Raw genomic sequence first — 21,465 nt, forward strand, 5'->3', positions numbered from 1 at the left:
TTGCCATTATAATGGATTTGTTTTATCAAGACTATATGATTAAACAAATTAATGAGAAAAGTGTTTTAACTTTTTTAACTGATTATGATCATTTGCAATCCCCTCCATTGCTCTCAAAAGGAAAAAAGCAATCCTTTTTGAGGATTGCTTCAACGTACATGCTATTTGTGTTTAAAAATTAAGAATTCATAATCGTATGGATTCTTTTCATTCTTTGGACCGACTTCCCTTGTCTGGAGGTTCCACTTTTCTATGTCAAAGACCGGGAAGAAGGTATCTCCTTCAAACTGATGATGGATCAACGTCAAATAAAGCCTGTCCGCTTCCGGCAAAACTTCCTTAAAAATCTCTGCACCGCCGATGACGAATATTTCCTGTTCCTTTTGGTTTGCATATTCCCTAAATTCTTCAATGGAGTTCATGACCGTACAGCCGTCAGGCCTGTAGTTTTCGTCCCGTGTTATGACAATATTTTCTCTGCCAGGAAGCGGCTTCCCTATAGATTCAAATGTTTTTCTTCCCATCATGATCGGATGTCCCATCGTTACGCGCTTGAAGAACTTTAAATCCTCGGGAAGCCTCCAAGGAAGCTGATTATGGTAACCAATTACTCTATTTTCATCCATTGCCCAAATTAATGAAATCATACACTGACAACCCCTTTAATATGAGGATGTGCTTCATAATTAACTAATTCAAAATCTTCATATCTAAAATCAAAGATCGATTTGACATCAGGATTCAGTTTCATTTGCGGCAAAGGTTTTGGATCCCTTGTCAGCTGGAGTTTAACCTGTTCAACATGGTTGGAGTAAATATGCGTATCACCAAAGGTATGCACGAAATCTCCGGGCTCTAAATCGCAAACATGAGCAACCATCATTGTCAGGAGCGCATATGAAGCAATATTAAATGGCACCCCCAGGAATACATCCGCCGATCTTTGGTACAGCTGGCAAGATAGCTTGCCATCAGCTACATAAAACTGGAACATACAGTGGCAAGGCGGCAATGCCATATTCTTGATTTCCGCCACATTCCAGGCATTGACAATCATCCTTCTGGAATCCGGATTGGTTTTAATAGTATGGATCAACTCGGAAATCTGATCAACGGTCTCCCCTTCAGCACCGTCCCATGAGCGCCACTGATGTCCGTACACCGGCCCTAGTTCACCCTTTTCATCTGCCCACTCATTCCAAATCCTCACACCATTTTCCTGTAAGTACTTAACATTCGTATCACCATTCAAAAACCAAAGGAGTTCATGGATGATCGATTTCAGGTGAAGCTTTTTAGTCGTCAGCAGTGGAAATCCATCCTGGAGATTAAAACGCATCTGGTAGCCGAATGTACTGATTGTCCCTGTACCGGTACGGTCTTCCTTTTTCACACCTGTGTCCAAGACATGTTTGCATAATTCTAGATATTGTTTCATGAATTTCCCTGCCCTTCAAAAGCTACGATTTATTTCTATTCATTTTAGCAAGTATAACGGATGGAATAAAGGATATTCCTCTTTTATCTTTGATGTTCTCTAGCTAAATTCCTGCTTGTTTTTAGCAGAATCCTTGAAAAATACTACTTAAGAGCTTCAATATAATGATAGGTTTGCGGAGCTGCTTCCTTCAACAAACGTGCCGGCATCCCGCCAATATAGTACATCGCAAAGCATTCGGCAAAATATTCCTCGGGATAATCCAGGAAATATGCCCTGCCGGGAAAAAGCACGCGGCTTTCCTGTTTCCATATAGTCAGGAACCTTTCTTCCTCCCTGATTCCGTCATAGACATGGCGATCGAGTGAATGTGCAAGTTCGTGCAATTCAAGGTTGACCGACCCATGCCCCTTGCCCTTCTCACTGCTTCCAATTTTCACAAGCACAACTCTAGATCCACCAATCCCCGGAACCTGGTCCCATGTCCGTTTCGATGTGTAGCCGCGCGGAATGACTCCCTTTAAGTGACTGGCCGTAGGATTATCAGTGAGGTTGCCTTCAAATAATCGAACCTTGATATTTTGATTGATCGCTTTCTTGATCATGGATTCAGGCAAAAGGGTGAGACGCCCGATAATATTCGCTGCCTCCACCTGATCGAAGTCATCCTCCGGAAGCACCACCAAGTTTCCCGCCAGACTGGCTGCTTCAGGATCCAAAGATTCATATAGTAATGATTGTTTTGGGTATTCAAAAAGAAAAATGCCATCCATATTGGCATTTGAGCTTCCTAGTAGTGTGAAGGAAAGAATGATAACAACGAATATTTGAAAAACTTTTCGCATGTATTATCCCCTTTCCTGAAGAGTTTTTTCTGGGCGAATAACAATAGATGTGGATAACGATAGAGTGAGGGATTTCCCAATAGTAATCTATTAAAATTATAACATACGTTCGCTTGCCTGCTGGCTGAGAAATTCAGGAAACATTCTATTCTGTGGATTTTCCATGTAGAGTGGAAGATGAGCATCATAAGTTTATTGCGGGAGAACGATGGATTAAAATATTTGAAAGAGAGTTTGTTTGCGGTATCAATCATTATTTGTAGTAAAAGCAAAAAGACTCATCCGGTCAGAATGGATGAGTATGCCACAGGATTGATCATTGGGATGCACTTATTGTTTTTAGCAGCTTCACCAGACGCTCTCTGCTTTTTTCCTTCACACGCTTATTTTCCTCTTCAATTGACCTGGTTTCCTGCATACCTTTCATAATAATATGATAACATTCCTCAATCAGCTCGATCTCAATGGTCGGCGCATCCAAAACGGGGGGGACTTCCCTACTTTGCGGGTTGATGTTCTTGTTTTTCACGATCTCATTCGTCCTTTTGCCCAGCTCCCTCAACGAGTCCCCAACCAGCTTCTGTCTTTTAGCAGCGATTGACTGAATCAATCCATCTTTAAATATAGGAATGGTGCTCATGAATGACGAGTTCATCTTGGCAACCAGCCTGTCATTTCCGCTCTGCAGCATCTTTATTTGAGGTACCGCCTGTAAAGCAACCATTTTAGCCATTTCAAGATCATAAATTCTATGCTCAAGGGCATTTATCGCATTCTGCAATGTGTCAACTTCCGTTGAGACCATAAGATCTCCAGCAGGTTGTTCCAGCCTCATCTCTTTGCTTGCTGCCCATTCATTGAGCCTCATTTCGGCAGCCACTATATATTTTTCAAGCGTCAAGTAATATTGGTAGTTTTGTTCAAGCATCTGCCCCAGTCTATTCGACATTTCTGCCATTTCTCTTTTATATTTGAATATCTTCACATATATTTGATCTATTTCCTTGCCAATCGACAGATACTTATTAATTAACCTATCCATCATATTATCGGTTTTCTTGAATAGTTTGCTGAACAATCCGACTGCTGTTTTCTGAAAATCCTTCCTGTCAAACCGATCCATAATTTTACCCAGCTGAATGAGTATGTGCTCAAAATCCTCCTGGTTATCCTTCATAATAAAATCAAGAAGCTGTTCAGAGAAACGGGAAACATCAACAGCAGGTTTCATGCCAAATTCAAGGATATGAATAAGATCCTGGTCATCTATGCTCCTGGCCAGATGCTGGACCTCCTGTTCATTCCTCAAAGCCTGCTTTAATTTGGACACCTTCGCATCGTTCAACTTCCCGTGGGAATGATTAGAATAAGGGCTTACATTTTGATCATTGATCGGAAACATCATCTTAATCACTCCTTAGACTTTTGAATAGTCCTTGAACAATGACTTTTTTCAAGACAGAAGGTTCCCTCATCTCCTGTTCAAATATGACGTCCTCAAGCCAATGGGAAACAAAGATTCTCTTATTGATGAATTTTTCTATATCGCTGTGGCCTGCAGGATTAAAAATGATCAAATCTATGCCTAATTGGTTCAATAACAGCAGCAAGGCTGCATCTGGCCTGGTAATAGTTCCATTCAGCCCGTTATTGTATATGATCACCTTGGGCACTTCCTGGGAATAATCGAACTTCTGCAGCATTTTCAATATACTTTCTGGTATCTGCATGGCCTGTGTAAACAAATAGACCCTTAAATCATCTACTTTCTCATTGTTTTGAGGTTTCAGGTTTGGGTCGGCACAAATCCTCCTGATTGCTGAAGCAATGGCTGTTTGAAGCCATTCGGGCATGTGTTGATACTTCCAATAGTGTGCGTCGGCCATCTTTTGCGGGTCAAGAAGTCCTTCTCTGTCTAGAGCCTTGTGATAATGGAACCGGAAATCACTATTTGCCCCTGTGGAAAATGGGAGCGTTTTAATGAGTAAGGCATTCTCCTGGAGGATCAGCCGATGAAGCAGCTTCCAATACTCTCGCCGGTTATTGCTGACCCCATTGACTTTTGCAAACAACGCAGGAATCCTTACTGTTTTATCCTTCATTTCAAAATATGGCCTGACCATTGCTTTTTCCTCTGCTACCAGAAACAATTCTTCGTAAGTTGTCTTTAGAGTGATAACAGAAGGTACATAGTCTCTCAACTGCCATTTTTTGTACAATAGGCTTCCAGAATCGGTCAAAATATTTTCAATCTCTTTTGATGCCTGATACGCTACTGTAGCACTGCTGTTTCTATATTCAGCGGGAAATCTTTCTGGCTCATGCTTTTCTGGATATACACGCAAAAAGCAGGTACGCTCCCGCTGTACAGCCATTTCAAGTGCGTCGTTTCCTGACGGTGTGAATGAAATGACATCACAGCCTATTTCCAGTAAAAATAACAAAAGGTACTGGTGGCTTTTTGTATAATTCCCATACCAGAGAAATGCTGGCATGTTCTTTTCCGGATCTGCTTTTCTCAAATATTGGCCGAGTTGGTTCTGGATCCAGCCGAGGACATCGTCAAGGATATTAATGGAATCCTCGCCCGCCAGTCCGAAGTCTTCATTTTTACCGAATAGCTTAAGCATTTCAATTAGTGCTAGTTTTACTTGGCTGTTGAGGATGGGATGATCGGATTTCAGCAGCAAATCCTTTTCTTCGAGGACTGAGACGAAGTCAATTGTTGACGCATTTCTTTTTTGGCAGGAGAAAAATGCTTTTTGTATTGTGGACATACGGGCAGCTTCCGAGCTGTTGACTAATGACTCCTCAGTTAACAAAATCAGGTTATGGGAGCGAACATAATCAAATAACTGGTTATAATATTCATCCTCATCATACGGAATACCTGTGAAACTGGCTGCTACCTGTCCAATATGTAGGATATTCCCCTCTTTTTTATAAGCCGGCCGCTCATTTCCAGGCGTTTTTAAGATGGACAACCAGTTCTCATCTGTTATAGGTAATGAATGCTTCATTAAAAGATACTCTGATGGATACATAGAATCACTTCCCACTGAAGAAAAAGTTCTAACAAGCCCCTGCCAAGCTGCCTGATTCCATTATACTGGAAAAGCCATCTGCGGACCTCTACTACCTTTACGTGCTGGTTCTTAAAATGTTTCACGAATCAGTAATATGCCTGATTTTCACTTCCAAAGCCGTCCTTGCATATAGATAAATACTTCAATCTGGAAGGGTGATGCACATGCGCTTTTTATATAAGAGGCAGCCCATTGGCGAGATGGAAGACGAATTATCACAGGTCTGGCAGGCTATGTCTTCAGGCTGGCTGGTATTATTTGATCTGTTATTCTATTCGTTCATTCTCACCCTTCTGATCATGCCACTAACCTTTACGATAACCAGGTTGACCGGCACATTCATTATTATCTATTCTTCACTTGTCTGCTTATTCCTATTGATCAGGAAGGCAGGGAAGGAAAAGGATGATACTAATATAAAGTGAGTTTGCTAAACCTCTGTCCATCATGGACCTGATGATGGACACTTTTGATGGTCGACTCCCGATTTCTGTCCATCATGAACCTTATGACGGACACTTTTACTGGCCGTTTCCTGATTTCTGTCCATTAAAAGAGGAACAGACATGCCTCTGTTCCCCGACAACTCGTTTTATTGGACATTCTTTTGCTGTTCAATTCCTGCAGCTTTTTTCTTGTTCATGTAGTGAACGACAAAGGTTGCTGTGAATGTGATTAGCAGCAGAATGAAAAAATGTGCATGTTCGATATGGAGGCCGAAAACACCGGCCAGCATTTTCGCAGATATGATAAAAATAAGGGTATATGCAGTTGTCTCGAGTTCAGGGATCCGCTCAATCAATCTGATGAAAATTCCTGCAACACCTCTCATCATTAGAACACCCAGCATCCCGCCAAGCAGCAATACCCAAACTTCCTCACTGATGCCCAAAGCTGCCAGGACGCTATCAACGGAAAAAGCAATATCCATCATTTCCACTGCGGCAACCGTGCCCCAAAATGTCCCGAACATTCGGATCAGTAGCCCGCTTTTATTAATTTCAGGAATTTCACCGTTTTCAAGGCTCTCCCCTTTTTTCTTTTCCAAAAAATATTTAGTCGCAAGCCAAGCCAGATAACCTGCGCCAAGAACTTTAACCCACCAGAATTCAATAAGGTATACACCGATTCCGATTGCGATGAACCGGAATGCATAGGCGCCGAGCAATCCATAGAACAACGCTCTTCTCCTCTGTTTTTCTGGCAAATGCTTTACCATAACAGCCAAGACTAAAGCGTTATCAGCAGATAAAAGTCCTTCAAGGATGACGAGAGTCCCGATCAGCCCCCAGCTGACTGGGTCCGTTAATACTTCGATCCACATATCCCAATTGAAAAATTGGGCATATGTATCAACAAATCCTTGTATGATGTCCGTCATTCTAGATGTTCCTCCCATTTTTCAGCTGTAGGTCCATGTAGTATAGAAAAACCCAGCATCCGCCGGGCCTTTACTAAAAACATATTTCGTTTTACTTAATTTAAGTCCTATTGCAGCAAAAAAATGAGAAGCATTTAGTCACAGTGCTTGCTGGCAGATTTGATTCAACTTTTCCATTTTGGAGGAGTGTTTTTGGCCCAAAAAATCCTACCCAGCTCATAATGAGTCTGGAACTCGTCATGATAGGTATGGTAATGGAAGTTAAACCAGTGGCCATCCTTCGGCGGCTGGTCTCTTCTGACATGGAAGCGGATAATGTCCTTGCCATTATCTCCAATTATATGGAATATCTTTTCTGATTCGCCACCGCCTGGCATTTCGGTGATCTGCAATGTATTGAGTTTTTCGCCGGGAAATTGCACAGCTACCATTTCAATAGCCTTTTCAATGTTTGGCAGGATGGTCTGCCTGAATTCGTCCTCAATCACAGGGCCAATTTTGGCACCGAATTTCTCGAAGGACTGATGTTCCGCTTCCCTCATTGCCCTGTCTATGAACCGGTTCCGTTCTGCATCTTCATCAAAAGTGTCATCAAGGGAATCAAGGTATGCCGTTTCAGCGGCAGTCGATCTATCGGATCTTTCAGCTGTGGTTGTCAGGAACCCATTCACCTGTGCAGGAGATACCATCCCAAAGGTGACAATCGATATCAAGACAACTAACGATTTACGGAGCCATGCAGGCATTTGGATCACATCCTTATGTAAATAGGGAAAATTATTAATTGTTAAAATAGGAATCTATCGTCATTGTGAAAATATGGTTTAATGCAGCCTGTCCTGGTAAAAATAATATCAGGACTTTTGCTTATTATCATTATAACTTGTTTATACGTATATGTGGGCAATGGGTTTCAGATTTTTCAAAAATGGTTATAAGGAAATATTAGAGGTTTGATTACCGAGTTAAAAAGGGAGGTCTAAAAATATGGAGTGGATCACTATAGCTGTAAGTCTATTTATGCTAGCTTATTTTGTATATTTAGCCATTGCTGATTGAGCAGTGGAGTTTATGTGGACGGACAGTAAAGATCTATTTATTGTCCGTCACTCACTCTAAATATGCCCTTCACAACCACCATCTTTTTCTATGACCCCAAAGTGGAATTTCGCCGATTTCCTGACGATTACATTGAAACTATACTCTTCAAATCTTCTGCTCCTGAAATGATCTTTTAAAATAATCCTCTTCCTGGCAACACGTGCTGCGTGGTCCATCAGTTCATCCGAAAGTCCCTCATAAACAGCAAAATTCGTTAAGCTCCTGATTCCATCCGACTCAAGGATCGACTCGTCAAACATTGGATCAAAATAAACACAATCGATGCTGTTATCGCCCATTCCCTTTAAGATATCCAGTGAATACCCTTCTATTACATGTATCCTTCTCATCGCCCTGTTGATCAGTTCATTGCCAGCATCCCATGTACGCAAGCCTCTTTTGACTAAATAGGAAAGCTCCTGCCTTGCTTCTATTCCAGTAACAAAACCTTGTTCACCGACCGCAAAACTGGCTACGATACTATCCGAACCAAGACCAAGCGAACAATCAAGGAAACTCATCCCCTCATGCAATTGTGCCGCGTCTATAAGAGGATCTCTTTCCCTGTTCATAAGTCTTTTTATTCGAAACATCGCTGAGTTGGGATGGAAAAAGAACGGCTCGGTCTCTCCAAGCGGAAAAAGCTCTAACCTCTCCTTTCCAACTACCAGACAGTCGTCCTTTAACTGTTCCTGTATCTTGGAAACTGATCTTTTTTTTCTTGGAATAAATTCTGTTTCAAGTTCGACCGCAATCGCTTTTGCCTGGGCAGTCATATGTTCATCTGTCCTGCCCGCTGTAGTCACAAACACAACATACACCTCCTGCCTAAAAAAAGAAAAAGGACGTCATTTGACATCCTTTCCCGATTGGCAAATCTGATTTTACATGGATTTAAGCCCATCGTAAAAGATTACGATTGAATCTAATATCCTAAGTGCAAACTGCGGGTTATCCCGCCATTAAGTTTAGCAATTAGCTTCAAAAGCAGAAGTTAGATTCTCCATGATGGTTTCCATTGGCTGGCCTTCGATATCGTGACGAGGGATAAAGTGGACTACTTCTTTACCTTTCAACAATGCCATTGATGGTGAAGAAGGCTCAAGGTCTGTAAAATATTCACGCATTTTTGCTGTTGCATCCTTATCCTGCCCTGCAAAAACCGTCACAAGATGATCTGGTTTCTTTTCACTTCTTAAAATTGCCTGTGTTGCTGATGGACGGGCAAGACCTGCCGCACAGCCACATACAGAATTAACAACGACCAAAGTGGTACCTTCCGCATTTTCCATGAAATCTTCTACTTCATCTGCAGTAAGCAATTCTTTGAAACCTGCGCGAGTCAGTTCTTCACGCATCGGCTTAACCATTTGCTTCATATATTCTTCATATGCCATTGACATAAATAATCCCTCCCAAACATTGGTTTGCAGTGTTAGCATACTATATAATTTGGGCCCAACGCAATAAAAGAACGTCTCGATTTAGGAATGAACAGGTTCCTGTACTTTTTCTCCTTCAAACAGGTCCGTTACAGCTCCTCTGGAAGAACAGGAAACAAGTCGTGCATATTTAGCCAAAGTCCCTCTGGATGGCAGTGCCGGCGGAGTCCAATTCAGCTTTCGGGCAGCGAGCTCTTCCTCACTCAGTGCCACAGATAACACCTTTTGTTCACTATCAATCGTGATCATATCCCCATTTTGTATCAATGCAATCGGTCCGCCAACCTGGGCTTCAGGAGCTATATGGCCAATGACAAGACCGTGGCTGCCCCCGGAAAACCTTCCGTCCGTAAGCAGTGCCACACTTTCTCCCAGGCCTTTCCCGACAAGGATGGCTGATAATGACAGCATCTCCGGCATGCCCGGTCCGCCTTTTGGCCCCTCATATCGAATGACTAATACATCCCCGGCAACGATTTCATCGGACATTACTGCCTTTGATGCTGATTCTTCATCGTCAAAAACTTTTGCTGGACCAGTCATACTCTTCACTTTCAGGCCAGAAACCTTTGCTACTGCTCCGGATGGGGCAAGATTCCCTTTAATGACCACAAGCGGCCCATTTTCCCTGAAAGGCTGATCAACCGGCCGGATTACTTTTTGGCCTGGATTCAAGTCCGGAAAGTCCTGAAGGTTCTCTGCGATTGTTTTGCCAGTGACCGTGAGACAATCTCCATGAAACATTCCTTCTTTCAAAAGCATCTTCATGACAGCAGGGACTCCTCCTGCTTCAAAAAGGTCCTGCATGACGTATTGCCCGCTCGGTTTCAGGTCCGCAAGGTGAGGGACTTTTTCCTGAATTCTATTAAAATCTTCAAGGGTAAGGTCAACTTCAGCCGCATTGGCGATTGCCATCAAATGGAGTACCGCATTTGTGGACCCGCCAAGTGCCATTACCACGGTAATCGCATTCTCAAAGGCTTCTTTCGTTAAAATTTGCCTTGGACGGATATCCTTTTCAAGCATCTGATAAACTACTTCACCGGCCTTATAGCAATCATCCCGCTTCTCATCCGTTTCTGCCGGATGGGATGAACTTCCCGGCAGGCTCATCCCTAGAGCCTCAATCGCACTGGCCATTGTATTGGCTGTGTACATACCACCGCACGAACCTGAACCTGGACAAGCATGACACTCAATTTTATGCAGCTGTCGATCCCCGATTGCACCTTTATTGTATTGGCCAACTCCTTCGAACGCAGACACTATATCAATGTCCTTGCCATCAAGCTTCCCAGGCTTGATTGTCCCTCCATAAACAAAAACAGAAGGAAGATCCATCCTGGCGATCGCCATCATGCAGCCTGGCATATTTTTATCACAGCCGCCGATTGCAACAAAACCATCAAGGCTTTCCCCCTGGACTACAGTTTCGATAGAATCAGCTATCAAATCACGGCTTGGGAGGGAATACCGCATCCCTTCTGTTCCCATCGAGATTCCATCGGATACCGTGATCGTATTGAAAATAAGGGGAGCACCACCTGCTGCTCTCGCACCTTCTTTGGCTTTAACGGCCAGCTTATCGATATGTATATTACACGGAGTTACCTCGCTCCAGGTACTTGCAATCCCAATCATTGGCTTTTTAAAATCTTCATCATTGAAGCCAACTGCACGCAGCATCGCTCTGTTTGGTGCCTTCCTGGCATCATCACTGAATACATGGCTTTTAATTCTTAAATCTTTTCCCATTGATTGTCCCTCCCGATTTTTTATTCATTACCTTACCTCTTTTCTCGTCCAATTGCAATAATAATCTAAATATTTTAATTATTAAATATTTGTAAGCGGATTCATTTGAATAAAAGAAAACACACAGGAAATATTGCAGTATTCCTGTGTGTCTATTATAAATTATTGTTTTCTTGATTCTGTCATCTGTTTCCATACTGACCCTTTTGCTTCTTCGCCATGTTCAATCCGGGCAATAGCCAATTTCACCTGCATGCTTACTTCAAATTCGGAATCATCTTCAGCTTGCTTTAGCGCAGGCAAGGCTCTCTCATCCCCAACTTCATACAGGAACATGGCTGCACGCCAACGGACAAGCTTGCTTTGATCTTTAAGAGCTTCCATCATTGTGTCCATCGCTTCCGGGAACCCAAGATCCGATAAGCAATCTCCTGCTGTCCTGCGAACCGTAACAGTTTTATCCTGCAGGGCATTATACAATAAAGGCAGTGCTTTTTTATCCTCAATCATTCCTACATACACTGTTGCCAGGCGGCGTATGGATGCTTTCTCATCCTGTAACGCTTTTTCGAGTACAGGCAGGTCATCTATTGTCGGGTCGTCCATTTGTTCAAGGAACTGATATCTGATGCGCCAATCAGGATTGTCCAAATCTGCCTCCGTTAGCCTGATCCTCTTTTTTGCCGCTTTCAACTGGGCTTCCTGTCCTGGATTTTGCGCTAATCTGACCAAATCCTCCAGCCTTTCCGGAGGATAAGCTGCCAAAAGCTCTTCGACAACCTCATTTCCAACGTGCTCAAATTCGCCATAACGGACACCAAGTTCTTTCCACCTACGGACCATGACCACGTTATCCTCAGGAGTCTGTACCTCTCCTATTTTTTTCACAAATAATTCCGGAAGTCCGAATCGCTTCTCTTCTGTTCCATCCGTTAGCTTCACTTGCATTGGGATTCCTTTATACATTTGGACCAGCACTTTGATTTCTCCAAAATGTTCATTGATTTCAAGTGAACTATCCCCGGATTCTTCTGCCTCTTCGCCGAAAGCTTTCCTCACTTCAGGAAGAATGACCTTCCAGTCAAATTTGGCATTCCTTTCGACTGCCAGGAAGTCTGCCACATGGTAGACCCCTTTTACCCCTTCAATATCCAATATGTTCAACACGACTTCCGGTGCCCCAGCCGCCGAGTCTTTTTTATAATTATTGCTCTTGCCCATAGGAAGTTCTTCGTCTAGATTGATTTTCATCGTATTCGGGCTTGGTGTTGGTTCAATCGATAAAATTTTCACATTCCCACTCCTTTATATTATTCAGGAATGAAGCCATTTTAACATAACAAATGAACAATCGCATTTGGGAGACATTAAACAAGGCCTGGAATCCAGGCCTTATTCGTCAGCGAGCTCAGATAAGTAGCTCCATCTTTCAATTAAATACTCTAGCTGTTCATTCAACTCTTCTTCTTCTTTCATCAAGGCCTGGCCTTTTTCGAAATCGCTTCCGATATTGGCCATTTCTCCCTGTACTTCTTCGAGTCGGGCTTCAGTACCTGCAATCTTATCATCAATTTCTGCCCATTCCTTTTGCTCTTTGAAACTTAGTTTCTTTTTCTTCGTTTTTTCAGGCTGCTCCGCCTTTTCTTTCTTCGGCTGGGAAGAAACCGAATCAGGTTTCGGGCGTTTTTCCAGGTAATCGGTATAATTGCCGTAATAAAGGTCTGTCTGGCCATCACCTTCTAATACAAGCAGCAGGTCAACGACTTTATCAAGGAAATAGCGGTCATGGGACACGGTAATTACAACACCAGGGAACTCCTCCAGATAATCCTCCAATACAGTCAAAGTCTGTGTATCCAGATCATTAGTTGGCTCATCGAGCAGGAGGACATTCGGTTCCTCCATCAACAGCTTCAACAGATAGAGCCTGCGCTTCTCTCCTCCTGAAAGCTTTCTGATCGGAGTTCCATGTGCATATGGCGGAAACAGGAATCGTTCAAGCATTTGCGCAGCCGAAATCGTTTTTCCATCGGTTGTATGGACAATTTCTGCTGTTTCCTTCAGGTATTCAATTACCCGTTTATTCTCATCCATGTCTTCATTTTCCTGTGTATAATAAGCAATTTTAACTGTCTGGCCCGTGATGATTTCACCAGAATCAAGTTCTATTCTTCCCGACAGGATATTCAGTAAAGTGGATTTCCCTGTTCCATTTCGGCCGATGATTCCCAGCCTGTCACCCGGCTTCACGAGAAGATTGAAATCATCCAGGATGATTTTGTTCTCATATTTCTTGGTTGCATCCTTCAGTTCAAGCACCTGCTTGCCCAGACGGCTGCCACTTAAGGAGATGTCCAGTTTTTCAGTGGACTTAACATTCGACACTTCTTCATCCAGTTTATCAAAACGCTGGATCCTTGCCTTCTGCTTCGTTGTCCTGGCCTTTGCCCCTCTCCTGATCCATTCCAGTTCCTGTCTGAATAAATTCTTCTTCTTCTCTAGTGTCGCGGCTTCATTTTCTTCGCGGATTGCCTTTGCTTCAAGGAAACTCGCATAGTTTCCTTTATAGCTGTATAGGCTTCCCCCGTCCAGCTCAAAAATCCTGTTCGTCACTCTGTCAAGAAAATACCGGTCATGGGTAACGAGTAAAAGTGATCCGGAATATCGGGAAAGATAGTCTTCCAGCCACTTGACTGTTTCATAGTCAAGATGGTTGGTAGGCTCATCCAGGATCAGCAAATCAGGAGATTCAATCAGCACCTGTGCGAGTGAGACACGTTTTTTCTGACCGCCGGATAGCTCACCCATTGTTCGTGTGAAGTCTGAGATCCCAAGCTGCATCAGAATCGACTTTGCCGCCGTATTCGCATCCCAGCCATCAGAACTGTCCATTCTCCGCTGCAACTCGTAAAATCTTTCCTGAACTCCTGCATCATCTGGTTTTTGGCCTAACTCAGAGAGAACCAATTCATAATCCCGCATCAGCTTCAGGATAGGAGCCTCTCCGCTGAACACCTGATCAAGGACGGTTTTCTCTGGTTCCATTTCAGGCTGCTGGGATAAAAACGAGATTTTATAATCTTTTGCAAAAATCAACTCTCCAGAGTCCGGCTGGTCAATCCCCGCCACTATTCTCAGCAAAGAAGATTTTCCAGTGCCGTTCACTCCGATTAATCCGACCCGTTCACGCTCGCCTATCGTAAATGTAATGCCTTTGAACAGTTCTTTTTCCCCGTATGTCTTTGTCACGTCTTCAATCGTGATCATTTTCATGCCTTACCATTCCATTCACTATAAAATTGTTCAAGGAAAGCTTCCATAAAACGGTGCCTTTCCTCAGCTAGTTGTTTTGCTTGGGGTGTATTCATTTTATCTTTCAGCTTCAAAAGCTTTTCGTAGAAGTGATTGACCGAAGAACTGCTGCCATTCCGGTATTCCTCAAGAGTCATCTCTCCTCTGACACCAAGGCTGGGTTCATAGATTGGATGGCCTTTCTTGCCTCCAAACGCAAAAGTCCTCGCAATCCCGATAGCACCAAGGGCATCAAGGCGGTCTGCATCCTGGACGATCTCTGCTTCAATACTGTCGAGTTCAAGCACCCTGCCGCCTTTAAAAGAAACCGTTTCGATACAGCTCTTAATCCTCGAAGCAGTGTCACCATCTAATTCTATACTTTGCAAAAACGAATCAAGCTTCGCCCGTCCAGCTGCTTCCGATTCATTCAATTTATCATCCGGTATATCATGAAGCAAGGCAGCCATTTCGATTATGAACCAGTCGCCCTGCTTTTCCTTGTCCCAAATCAGCTGTGCATTTTTCCTCACCCGGTCAATATGATGCCAATCATGTCCGGAAGAATCACTGCCCAGTTCCTTTTTCACAAATTCCTCTGTGATTTTTATTAACTCTTTCATATTCAGCACCTACTTTCCTACCGAACTCATTTTACCATATAAATCGGATGGTGATGGGAGTATAAGTACAGAATTGGACAGTAGGGCTTTATCTACATCTTATAGACATTTTGATTTTTTCCGCGTATTGAAATGTCTATTAAAACCGGTTTCTTGGACTTTTTGACCTCTTCCCCGCGTTGAAATGTCTATTTAAACCCGGTTCTTGGACATTTTGACCTCTTCCCGGCGTTGAAATGTCTATTAAAACCCGGTTCTTGGACATTTTGACCTTTTCCCGGCGTTGAAATGTCTATTAAAACCGGTTTCTTGGACATTTTGATCTCTTCTCAACGTTGAAATGTCTATTAAAACTTGTTTCTTGGGCATTTTGACCTCTTCTCAGCGTTTAAATGTCTATAAAAATCGGTTTCTTGGACATTTTGATCTCTTCCCGGCGTTGAAATGTCTATTAATCTCAGCTTATTATTCCCAAAGACAAAAGAAAAAGTGCCAAATCGGCACTTAGACTTTTGCGTTATTCCAGCTGATTCCGATGGTATGTTCACCGGCATGGACGCCGATGACTGCTCCAATCGGGCAGCTGAGGAATTGAATACCCGGGAATATTCCTTCAAGCTGGCTTTGCCATTCATCAGCAGCTTCTTTGTGAAGTCCATAGAGGATGTATACCTCTTCTACTCCGTATTTTTCTTGAGATACCTTTAGATACTCGAATATTATGTCGCGGGCCTTCTTGTCGCTTCGCACCTTTTCCTTGGTATTCAATCCGCCATCTTCAATGCTGATGATTGGTTTTATGCTGAGCATACTTCCGAGGTAAAATTGCACCCCCGACATTCTTCCGCTGCGATGAAGCTGTTCCAGATTCCCAATCATCACATAGGTTTCATTTGAATCACGGATGATTTCAAGTTTTTCCTTTATCTCCTCAACGGTGGCACCTTGCTCAGCAAGATAAATCCCCTTTTTCAAAAGTGATGTCAGCGGATAAGTGAGGATTTTCGAGTCAAAAGTGATGACCGGTATGTTCACAGCTTGTGCCGCCTGTACACTTGAAGCGACTGTTCCGCTCAATTTTGAGGAAATCAAAACCGCGAAAACAAGGTCATATTCTTTTTCAAGTTTTTCATACAACTCCATAAAGACACCTACAGGCGGTTGTGAAGTTTTAGGCGGCGTCTTCACCTCTTTTAACTTTTCATATAATTCTTCTGCCGTTAAGTCCTTGCCATCCAGGTATTCAACATCATCCAAAACAATTGTCATTGGCACCTGGTAGACATCGGGATTGTTTTTCAATTCCTCATCCAGATAAGCAGTACTATCCGTTACCCAAGCTATTTTCTTCAAACAATCTCCCCCCATTTAAAACCTGTTTTCTCCCCGGACAGCTATACATGTCCAAAGTTTATATTAAACATAGATAGTTTTCTGCAGATTAATGTTTAAAAACATTCTGATAATAGATTATTCTGAAAACAACATAGAAATTCCTGCCTATTAAAGCAGGAATTATTATTCAGCCAATAATTTTTTTAGTTTATTCAACGAGTCAATCATATAATCGATCATTTCTGTTAAATCATCAATCTGCTCCTCATAAACGAGGCGGTTAAATGAAACCCTGGCATTATTTTTGATCCATTCACTTTCTGCCAGCGGAGAAACCTGTAAGGATTGGACGATTTCCCTTTCCTTTCCCCAGATATCTTCCAGTTCTTCCTGTATGGATTGATAAACCTGAACTTCTTTTCTCAGCAGCAATGAGAATGAAATGTCGACTATGCATCCTGCAAGGGGATTAGCGCCTCCGCTTCCTAATAATTCAGCGGAAAGATTCTCTAAACCAGCCTCTAAAGTCAAGGTCGCCGCAATTTCTTTTTCATTGTATCCACTAACAGTGAAGCAAATTTCGTATTTTCTCGATAGCTTGGCTGAATTGATCCAGTCATTCCGATCAACTACTTTGATTTCCCCGCTCAAATCCCTGTCATATATTTCGCCTTCTATTACGACTTTTATGTTTTCAAAAGCTGTCGGATCAAACAAAACAGTTCACTTCCTTTAAATTTCAAATCCAATATTAAGGAACCAGCCTCCCATATGGAAGGCTGGCACTTAGATTTCGAGACGATTTAGACTAAAATAGGCCAACTGCATTCCCATCTTCATCAACGTCCATATTCAGCGCAGCCGGCATTTTAGGAAGTCCAGGCATCGTCATGACTTCACCTGTCAGGGCGACGATGAATCCCGCTCCTACCGATGGCTTCAATTCTCTGACTGTAATGGTAAACCCTGACGGACGGCCAAGTTTTAGAGGATCATCTGATAAAGAGTATTGTGTTTTAGCCATACAGACTGGCAGAACACCCCAGCCAAATCCTTCAAAATCCAGGAGCTGTTTCTTAGCCTTTGTTGAGAACTCGACTCCATCTGCACCATATACCTGAGTGGCAATCTTCTTGATTTTATCCTCTAGTGTATCGGATAGGTCATATAGATGGGCAAAGGAATTTTCACTTTTTTCAATCACATCGAGCAAAGTCTCAGCCAGCTCAATTCCACCAGCACCGCCCTTTTCCCATACTTCTGTCAGCGCAACTGGTATGCCTGCATTCTCACACATTTCTTTCAGTGTATTCGTTTCAAGCTCTGTATCGGTAATGAATCGATTGATTGCAACAACATACGGCAATCCGAAGCTGGCAATCGTTTCAACATGCTTTTTCAAGTTTGTGAAACCGTCCTTTAATGCCTGGACGTTCTCGTTAACCAACTCGGTTTTCTTCATGCCCCCGTGCATTTTCAGCGCACGGATGGTTGCCACGATGACAACTGCTGCTGGGTCGATTCCAGATGTTCTTGCTTTGATGTTCAGGAACTTTTCTGCCCCAAGGTCTGCCCCGAATCCCGCTTCGGTCACAACAAAATCCGCCAGCCTGGATGCCGCTTCAGTTGCGATGACACTATTGCAGCCATGGGCAATATTCGCAAAAGGACCTCCATGGATCAATGCAGGAGTATGTTCAATCGTCTGGACAAGATTTGGTTTAACGGCTTCTTTCAGTAAAAGTGTGAGTGCACCTTCTACTCCAAGATCGCCTACTGTAACAGGCTGTTTGTCAAAGTTATAGGCAACAACCATATTGGATAGGCGCGTCTTTAAGTCCTTTAAGTCGCTTGCAAGACATAAAACCGCCATGATTTCAGAAGCAACCGTGATATCGAACCCATCTTCACGAGGTACACCCTGAAGCGGCCCGCCAAGTCCGATGATAACCTTCCTTAATGCACGGTCATTCAAATCAAGTGCCCGCTTCCAGACGATTCTGCGCTGGTCAATATTCAGGTTATTTCCCTGTTGAAGATGATTATCGATTAAAGCAGCCAGAGCATTGTTGGCTGTGGTTATGGCGTGCAGGTCGCCTGTGAAGTGAAGATTGATGTCTTCCATTGGAAGCACTTGTGCATAGCCGCCCCCTGTTGCACCGCCCTTGATCCCCATCGTGGGTCCGAGTGATGGTTCACGCATGGCAATCATTGTCTTTTGTCCCAGCTTATTTAAAGCATCAGCGAGTCCGACCGTCACAGTCGATTTCCCTTCCCCAGCAGGAGTCGGATTAATCGCAGTGACAAGTACAACCTTGCCGCTTTCCTTTGTTTTCAGTTTCGCCAAAGCTTCTGATGACAGCTTTGCTTTATACTTGCCGAACATCTCGATATCATCGGCAGCAAGTCCTATGCTTGCAGCAATATCAACGATCGGCTTCATTTGGCTTTCACGAGCAATTTCAATATCTGACTTAACCTGAACATTCGTTTCCATTCCCAAACCCCCCAGATATTATCTATGTGCTTACCATCTTATATTCTACCATCAGAAAATTACTATCAGGTAAAAAATATTTATTTGTCATAAAATTTCCTCTTTAGCCAATTGCTCCATGAAAGAATTCAGACTATAATAAAAATTACTGACTTTAGTTTGTTAAAAGGGAGGTTATGTTATGCCAATCAAAATCCCGCTGCATTTGCCAGCGAAAGAAATATTGGAAAAAGAAAACATTTTCATCATGGATGACACTCGCGCTTCAAGGCAGGATATCCGCCCATTAAATATTTTGATCCTGAATCTTATGCCTGAGAAAGAAAAGACTGAGAGACAGTTGCTTCGACTGCTCGGAAACACTCCGCTCCAGGTCAACATCACTTTTTTGAAAACAGCTACATATGACTCCAAAACCACATCCCGATATCATCTAGACGAGTTTTACCAAACCTTCAGCCAGGTAAAAGAAAAGAGATATGATGGGATGATTATTACTGGTGCGCCAATCGAACTTATGGAATTTGAGGAAGTGGAATATTGGAATGAGTTGAGGGAAATCCTTGATTGGACAAAGGAAAACGTGACATCGACTTTGCATATCTGCTGGGGAGCGCAGGCTGCCATCTATCATCACTATGGTATTGGCAAATACGTCCTTCCGCGAAAATGCTCAGGAATCTTCAATCATGTAGTCCTGGATGAAACGGAAAAGTTGTTAAGAGGGTTTGACGATGAATTTTTTGCACCCCATTCACGTAACACCGAATTATCTATTAATGAACTTGAAAACCATCCGGATTTAAAAATTCTTGCGGTTTCGGATGAAGCAGGACCATTGATCATTTCAAGCATGGATGGGGCCAGAATCATGATTACTGGCCATCTTGAATATGAAGCTGCAACTCTAGCAGAGGAATATGCACGAGACAGGGACAGGGGAATTGATATCCAGGTTCCTGAGCATTACTTTCCAGATAACAATCCTGAAAAGAAACCGGCCAATCGCTGGAAGTCTCACGCACATTTGTTTTTTTCAAACTGGCTCAATTATTATGTGTACCAGGAGACTCCTTTTGAATGGAATTAAAAAAGCACCGACAAATCTCGGTGCCTTTCTTTGTGCTCTAAACTGGCTTAGGAACCTGGAACATGAAAACCCACATAAAAGAAAGTGATTGCTGAAGCTCCAACGGAAGGGACCCCAGGGAAAGCTGTTCGGCCGCTTTTTTGTAGACACCATATTCCCCAACCTTTTTCCATCCAATCTCCCCTGCCAGTTTTTCCAACTCCCAGGGCATGATTGTATTGCAGAACACTTCTTCTCCGTACAGTCTCCGGAAACTGTTCCTTCTCGGGGCAGCTGTTGGTCCAAGGATGGCAATGCAAGCAAATCCATCAGGCTTTAATACCCTTGCAACTTCCTTCAAAGATTCAAACGGGCTTTCCGTCCACTCAATCGAGTTGATTGCCATCACTGCTTCAAAGGTATTATCCTCTATTCCGCAATCAGTTAAATTACCCTTCATAAAATCACAATCACTTGAATTTTGCCTGGCTTTATCAAGCATTTCCCCGGAAACATCCATTCCCGTGACCACAAATCCTGCTTCCGCCAGCTTCCTTGTGCCGACACCATCCCCACATCCTAAGTCACAAATCGCCGCACCTGGTAAGACAAATTTTTTGATGAAGGGAACGATATCCTTACGGCTTCCGTCCTCCCACATCCCCTTGCTTCTTGAATTCCATGATGTTGCCATGCTGTCCCACAGTTTTTCCGATTCCTTCTTCCAATCTGATGTATTCAAAAGCTCACCCGCCTATTTCTTCTAATAATAGTTAATTCGTCAAGAAAAGCAGAATTCCTGTTAAGTTTATTTTTCGAGGAAAAGTGCAAGACTAGGTGGATGAAAGGAGAGATTGGATTGGAACAAGAACAGTTAGTCGCAGTACATAAAAACAATGCTGGTGAAATCATCAGCTTCCAGACCTCAAGCGGGAGGATCATCTCTTATCGCAAAGCCTTGTTGGAAGCGTATGCCGGGAATATTTCCGGGGTGAACATAAATGAGGAAACCAATGGGATTTCCTCATTAATTTCAGCAGACGGTTCCGACTTTCAAACTTATCCAGATATATACTGAAGACAAAAAACACCTGACAGCAGTGCCAGGTGTTTATTTTATTGGTCATCGTTTTGTTTTTGGATCGCCCTTAATTCCTGGACCCTGGATTTGTCTTCTTCGAAAAACTGGACAAGGTCACCGATCCTGTCGATTGCATCCCAGCTTAAATGATGTTCAATGCCCTCGACATCATTATAGATGTTTTCTTCCTTTACACCGATTACCTGTAATAATTGCTCAAGTAATTCATGGCGGTAAACCAGCCTTTTGCCAGTTTTGTATCCTTTAGGAGTCAGCACAAGCCCGCGATATTTTTCATAAACCAGGAACTGGTCTTTATCAAGTTTTTGGACCATTTTTGTTACTGAGGAGGGATGGACCGATAATGCCTCTGCGATATCTACTACCCGGGCATAACCTTTTTGTTCTATTAAAATAAAAATTTGTTCAATATAATCTTCCATACTAGGTGTTGGCATCCCATGACCTCCAATGCTTATACAATAGCCATATTAAAGTTTACTATAGAAGGACAAGGGTGA

The 21,465-nt window shown here is 42.9% G+C and carries 21 protein-coding genes; 3 read left to right on the top strand and 18 right to left on the bottom strand.

Going from position 1 to position 21,465, the window contains the following annotated elements:
- Positions 1–161: 161 nt before the first annotated feature.
- The 5 genes from M3593_RS02905 to M3593_RS02925 form a co-directional block, all read right to left on the bottom strand.
- On the bottom strand, positions 162–647 hold the full coding sequence (locus M3593_RS02905; RefSeq protein ID WP_144479915.1) for a dihydrofolate reductase: 486 nt from the start codon (positions 645–647) through the stop codon (positions 162–164).
- Positions 644–1,438: a thymidylate synthase gene (locus M3593_RS02910; protein WP_251540614.1), complete on the bottom strand. Its 795-nt coding sequence runs from the start codon at positions 1,436–1,438 to the stop codon at positions 644–646. Before M3593_RS02910 ends, M3593_RS02905 begins: the two co-directional genes overlap by 4 nt.
- A gap of 143 nt (positions 1,439–1,581) precedes the next feature.
- A complete protein-coding gene (locus M3593_RS02915) occupies positions 1,582–2,283 on the bottom strand; it encodes an anthrax toxin lethal factor-related metalloendopeptidase (protein WP_144479919.1) in 702 nt (233 codons plus the stop codon).
- Positions 2,284–2,599: 316 nt separating this feature from the next.
- Entirely contained in the window at positions 2,600–3,688 is a 1,089-nt protein-coding gene (locus tag M3593_RS02920; RefSeq protein WP_251540616.1) for a toxic anion resistance protein, read from the bottom strand.
- A gap of 1 nt (position 3,689) precedes the next feature.
- Positions 3,690–5,327 carry a YceG family protein gene (locus M3593_RS02925; RefSeq protein ID WP_251540618.1) on the bottom strand — a complete coding sequence of 546 codons (1,638 nt, stop codon included), beginning with the start codon at positions 5,325–5,327 and terminating at the stop codon, positions 3,690–3,692.
- 206 nt (positions 5,328–5,533) lie between these two features.
- Between M3593_RS02925 and M3593_RS02930 the strand changes: the two genes are divergently transcribed.
- Positions 5,534–5,794, top strand: a complete 261-nt coding sequence (locus tag M3593_RS02930) for a hypothetical protein (protein WP_144479925.1) — start codon at positions 5,534–5,536, stop codon at positions 5,792–5,794.
- 167 nt (positions 5,795–5,961) lie between these two features.
- Here M3593_RS02930 and M3593_RS02935 read toward each other — a convergent pair whose 3' ends face one another.
- The 11 genes from M3593_RS02935 to M3593_RS02985 all read right to left on the bottom strand — a co-directional run bounded on the left by M3593_RS02935 (position 5,962) and on the right by M3593_RS02985 (position 18,794).
- The gene (locus M3593_RS02935; RefSeq protein WP_144479927.1) at positions 5,962–6,750 is read right to left on the bottom strand and encodes a TerC family protein; all 789 of its coding nucleotides are present in this window, start codon (positions 6,748–6,750) and stop codon (positions 5,962–5,964) included.
- Positions 6,751–6,914: 164 nt separating this feature from the next.
- Positions 6,915–7,496, bottom strand: a complete 582-nt coding sequence (locus M3593_RS02940; protein ID WP_144479929.1) for a YpjP family protein — start codon at positions 7,494–7,496, stop codon at positions 6,915–6,917.
- Positions 7,497–7,865: 369 nt separating this feature from the next.
- Entirely contained in the window at positions 7,866–8,663 is a 798-nt protein-coding gene (locus tag M3593_RS02945; protein ID WP_144479931.1) for a class I SAM-dependent methyltransferase, read from the bottom strand.
- A gap of 156 nt (positions 8,664–8,819) precedes the next feature.
- Positions 8,820–9,254, bottom strand: a complete 435-nt coding sequence (locus M3593_RS02950) for a BrxA/BrxB family bacilliredoxin (protein ID WP_251540619.1) — start codon at positions 9,252–9,254, stop codon at positions 8,820–8,822.
- Between the two features lie 81 nt (positions 9,255–9,335).
- Positions 9,336–11,048, bottom strand: coding sequence for a dihydroxy-acid dehydratase (gene ilvD, locus M3593_RS02955; protein ID WP_144479935.1), 1,713 nt, complete (start codon positions 11,046–11,048; stop codon positions 9,336–9,338).
- 162 nt (positions 11,049–11,210) lie between these two features.
- Entirely contained in the window at positions 11,211–12,341 is a 1,131-nt protein-coding gene (locus tag M3593_RS02960) for a conserved virulence factor C family protein (RefSeq protein WP_251540621.1), read from the bottom strand.
- Positions 12,342–12,440: 99 nt separating this feature from the next.
- On the bottom strand, positions 12,441–14,321 hold the full coding sequence (locus M3593_RS02965) for an ABC-F family ATP-binding cassette domain-containing protein (RefSeq protein WP_251540624.1): 1,881 nt from the start codon (positions 14,319–14,321) through the stop codon (positions 12,441–12,443).
- Positions 14,318–14,962, bottom strand: a complete 645-nt coding sequence (locus M3593_RS02970) for an HD domain-containing protein (protein WP_251540625.1) — start codon at positions 14,960–14,962, stop codon at positions 14,318–14,320. Before M3593_RS02970 ends, M3593_RS02965 begins: the two co-directional genes overlap by 4 nt.
- A gap of 504 nt (positions 14,963–15,466) precedes the next feature.
- Entirely contained in the window at positions 15,467–16,315 is an 849-nt protein-coding gene (locus M3593_RS02975; RefSeq protein WP_251540626.1) for a DegV family protein, read from the bottom strand.
- Positions 16,316–16,480: 165 nt separating this feature from the next.
- The gene (locus tag M3593_RS02980; protein WP_144479945.1) at positions 16,481–17,014 is read right to left on the bottom strand and encodes a hypothetical protein; all 534 of its coding nucleotides are present in this window, start codon (positions 17,012–17,014) and stop codon (positions 16,481–16,483) included.
- A gap of 91 nt (positions 17,015–17,105) precedes the next feature.
- Complete coding sequence (locus M3593_RS02985) at positions 17,106–18,794, bottom strand: formate--tetrahydrofolate ligase (RefSeq protein ID WP_144479947.1); 1,689 nt, start codon at positions 18,792–18,794, stop codon at positions 17,106–17,108.
- Between the two features lie 181 nt (positions 18,795–18,975).
- Here M3593_RS02985 and metA point away from each other — a divergent pair, with 181 nt between their 5' ends.
- A complete protein-coding gene (gene metA / locus M3593_RS02990) occupies positions 18,976–19,884 on the top strand; it encodes a homoserine O-acetyltransferase MetA (protein ID WP_144479949.1) in 909 nt (302 codons plus the stop codon).
- Between the two features lie 37 nt (positions 19,885–19,921).
- Here the strand turns inward: metA and M3593_RS02995 are convergent, their stop codons facing one another.
- Positions 19,922–20,605 carry a class I SAM-dependent methyltransferase gene (locus M3593_RS02995; protein WP_251540627.1) on the bottom strand — a complete coding sequence of 228 codons (684 nt, stop codon included), beginning with the start codon at positions 20,603–20,605 and terminating at the stop codon, positions 19,922–19,924.
- A 117-nt stretch (positions 20,606–20,722) separates the two neighbouring features.
- On the opposite strand from M3593_RS02995, the gene M3593_RS03000 reads away from it, so the two are divergent.
- Positions 20,723–20,941, top strand: a complete 219-nt coding sequence (locus tag M3593_RS03000) for a DUF3892 domain-containing protein (RefSeq protein WP_144479953.1) — start codon at positions 20,723–20,725, stop codon at positions 20,939–20,941.
- A 38-nt stretch (positions 20,942–20,979) separates the two neighbouring features.
- Here the strand turns inward: M3593_RS03000 and mntR are convergent, their stop codons facing one another.
- Positions 20,980–21,402, bottom strand: coding sequence for a transcriptional regulator MntR (gene mntR, locus M3593_RS03005; RefSeq protein WP_144479955.1), 423 nt, complete (start codon positions 21,400–21,402; stop codon positions 20,980–20,982).
- Positions 21,403–21,465 lie beyond the last annotated feature (63 nt).

It is taken from the genome of Mesobacillus sp. MER 48 (genome assembly GCF_023714225.1).
Classification (GTDB): domain Bacteria; phylum Bacillota; class Bacilli; order Bacillales; family Cytobacillaceae; genus Mesobacillus; species Mesobacillus oceanisediminis_A.

What these genes read in the sequence shown, in the direction of transcription:
- M3593_RS02905 (WP_144479915.1), bottom strand. Translation starts at nt 647, where the DNA reads ATGATTTCATTAATTTGGGCAATGGATGAAAATAGAGTAATTGGTTAC.
- M3593_RS02910 (WP_251540614.1), bottom strand. Translation starts at nt 1,438, where the DNA reads ATGAAACAATATCTAGAATTATGCAAACATGTCTTGGACACAGGTGTG.
- M3593_RS02915 (WP_144479919.1), bottom strand. Translation starts at nt 2,283, where the DNA reads ATGCGAAAAGTTTTTCAAATATTCGTTGTTATCATTCTTTCCTTCACA.
- M3593_RS02920 (WP_251540616.1), bottom strand. Translation starts at nt 3,688, where the DNA reads ATGATGTTTCCGATCAATGATCAAAATGTAAGCCCTTATTCTAATCAT.
- M3593_RS02925 (WP_251540618.1), bottom strand. Translation starts at nt 5,327, where the DNA reads ATGTATCCATCAGAGTATCTTTTAATGAAGCATTCATTACCTATAACA.
- M3593_RS02930 (WP_144479925.1), top strand. Translation starts at nt 5,534, where the DNA reads ATGCGCTTTTTATATAAGAGGCAGCCCATTGGCGAGATGGAAGACGAA.
- M3593_RS02935 (WP_144479927.1), bottom strand. Translation starts at nt 6,750, where the DNA reads ATGACGGACATCATACAAGGATTTGTTGATACATATGCCCAATTTTTC.
- M3593_RS02940 (WP_144479929.1), bottom strand. Translation starts at nt 7,496, where the DNA reads ATGCCTGCATGGCTCCGTAAATCGTTAGTTGTCTTGATATCGATTGTC.
- M3593_RS02950 (WP_251540619.1), bottom strand. Translation starts at nt 9,254, where the DNA reads ATGTCAATGGCATATGAAGAATATATGAAGCAAATGGTTAAGCCGATG.
- ilvD (WP_144479935.1), bottom strand. Translation starts at nt 11,048, where the DNA reads ATGGGAAAAGATTTAAGAATTAAAAGCCATGTATTCAGTGATGATGCC.
- M3593_RS02965 (WP_251540624.1), bottom strand. Translation starts at nt 14,321, where the DNA reads ATGAAAATGATCACGATTGAAGACGTGACAAAGACATACGGGGAAAAA.
- M3593_RS02970 (WP_251540625.1), bottom strand. Translation starts at nt 14,962, where the DNA reads ATGAAAGAGTTAATAAAAATCACAGAGGAATTTGTGAAAAAGGAACTG.
- M3593_RS02985 (WP_144479947.1), bottom strand. Translation starts at nt 18,794, where the DNA reads ATGGAAACGAATGTTCAGGTTAAGTCAGATATTGAAATTGCTCGTGAA.
- metA (WP_144479949.1), top strand. Translation starts at nt 18,976, where the DNA reads ATGCCAATCAAAATCCCGCTGCATTTGCCAGCGAAAGAAATATTGGAA.
- mntR (WP_144479955.1), bottom strand. Translation starts at nt 21,402, where the DNA reads ATGCCAACACCTAGTATGGAAGATTATATTGAACAAATTTTTATTTTA.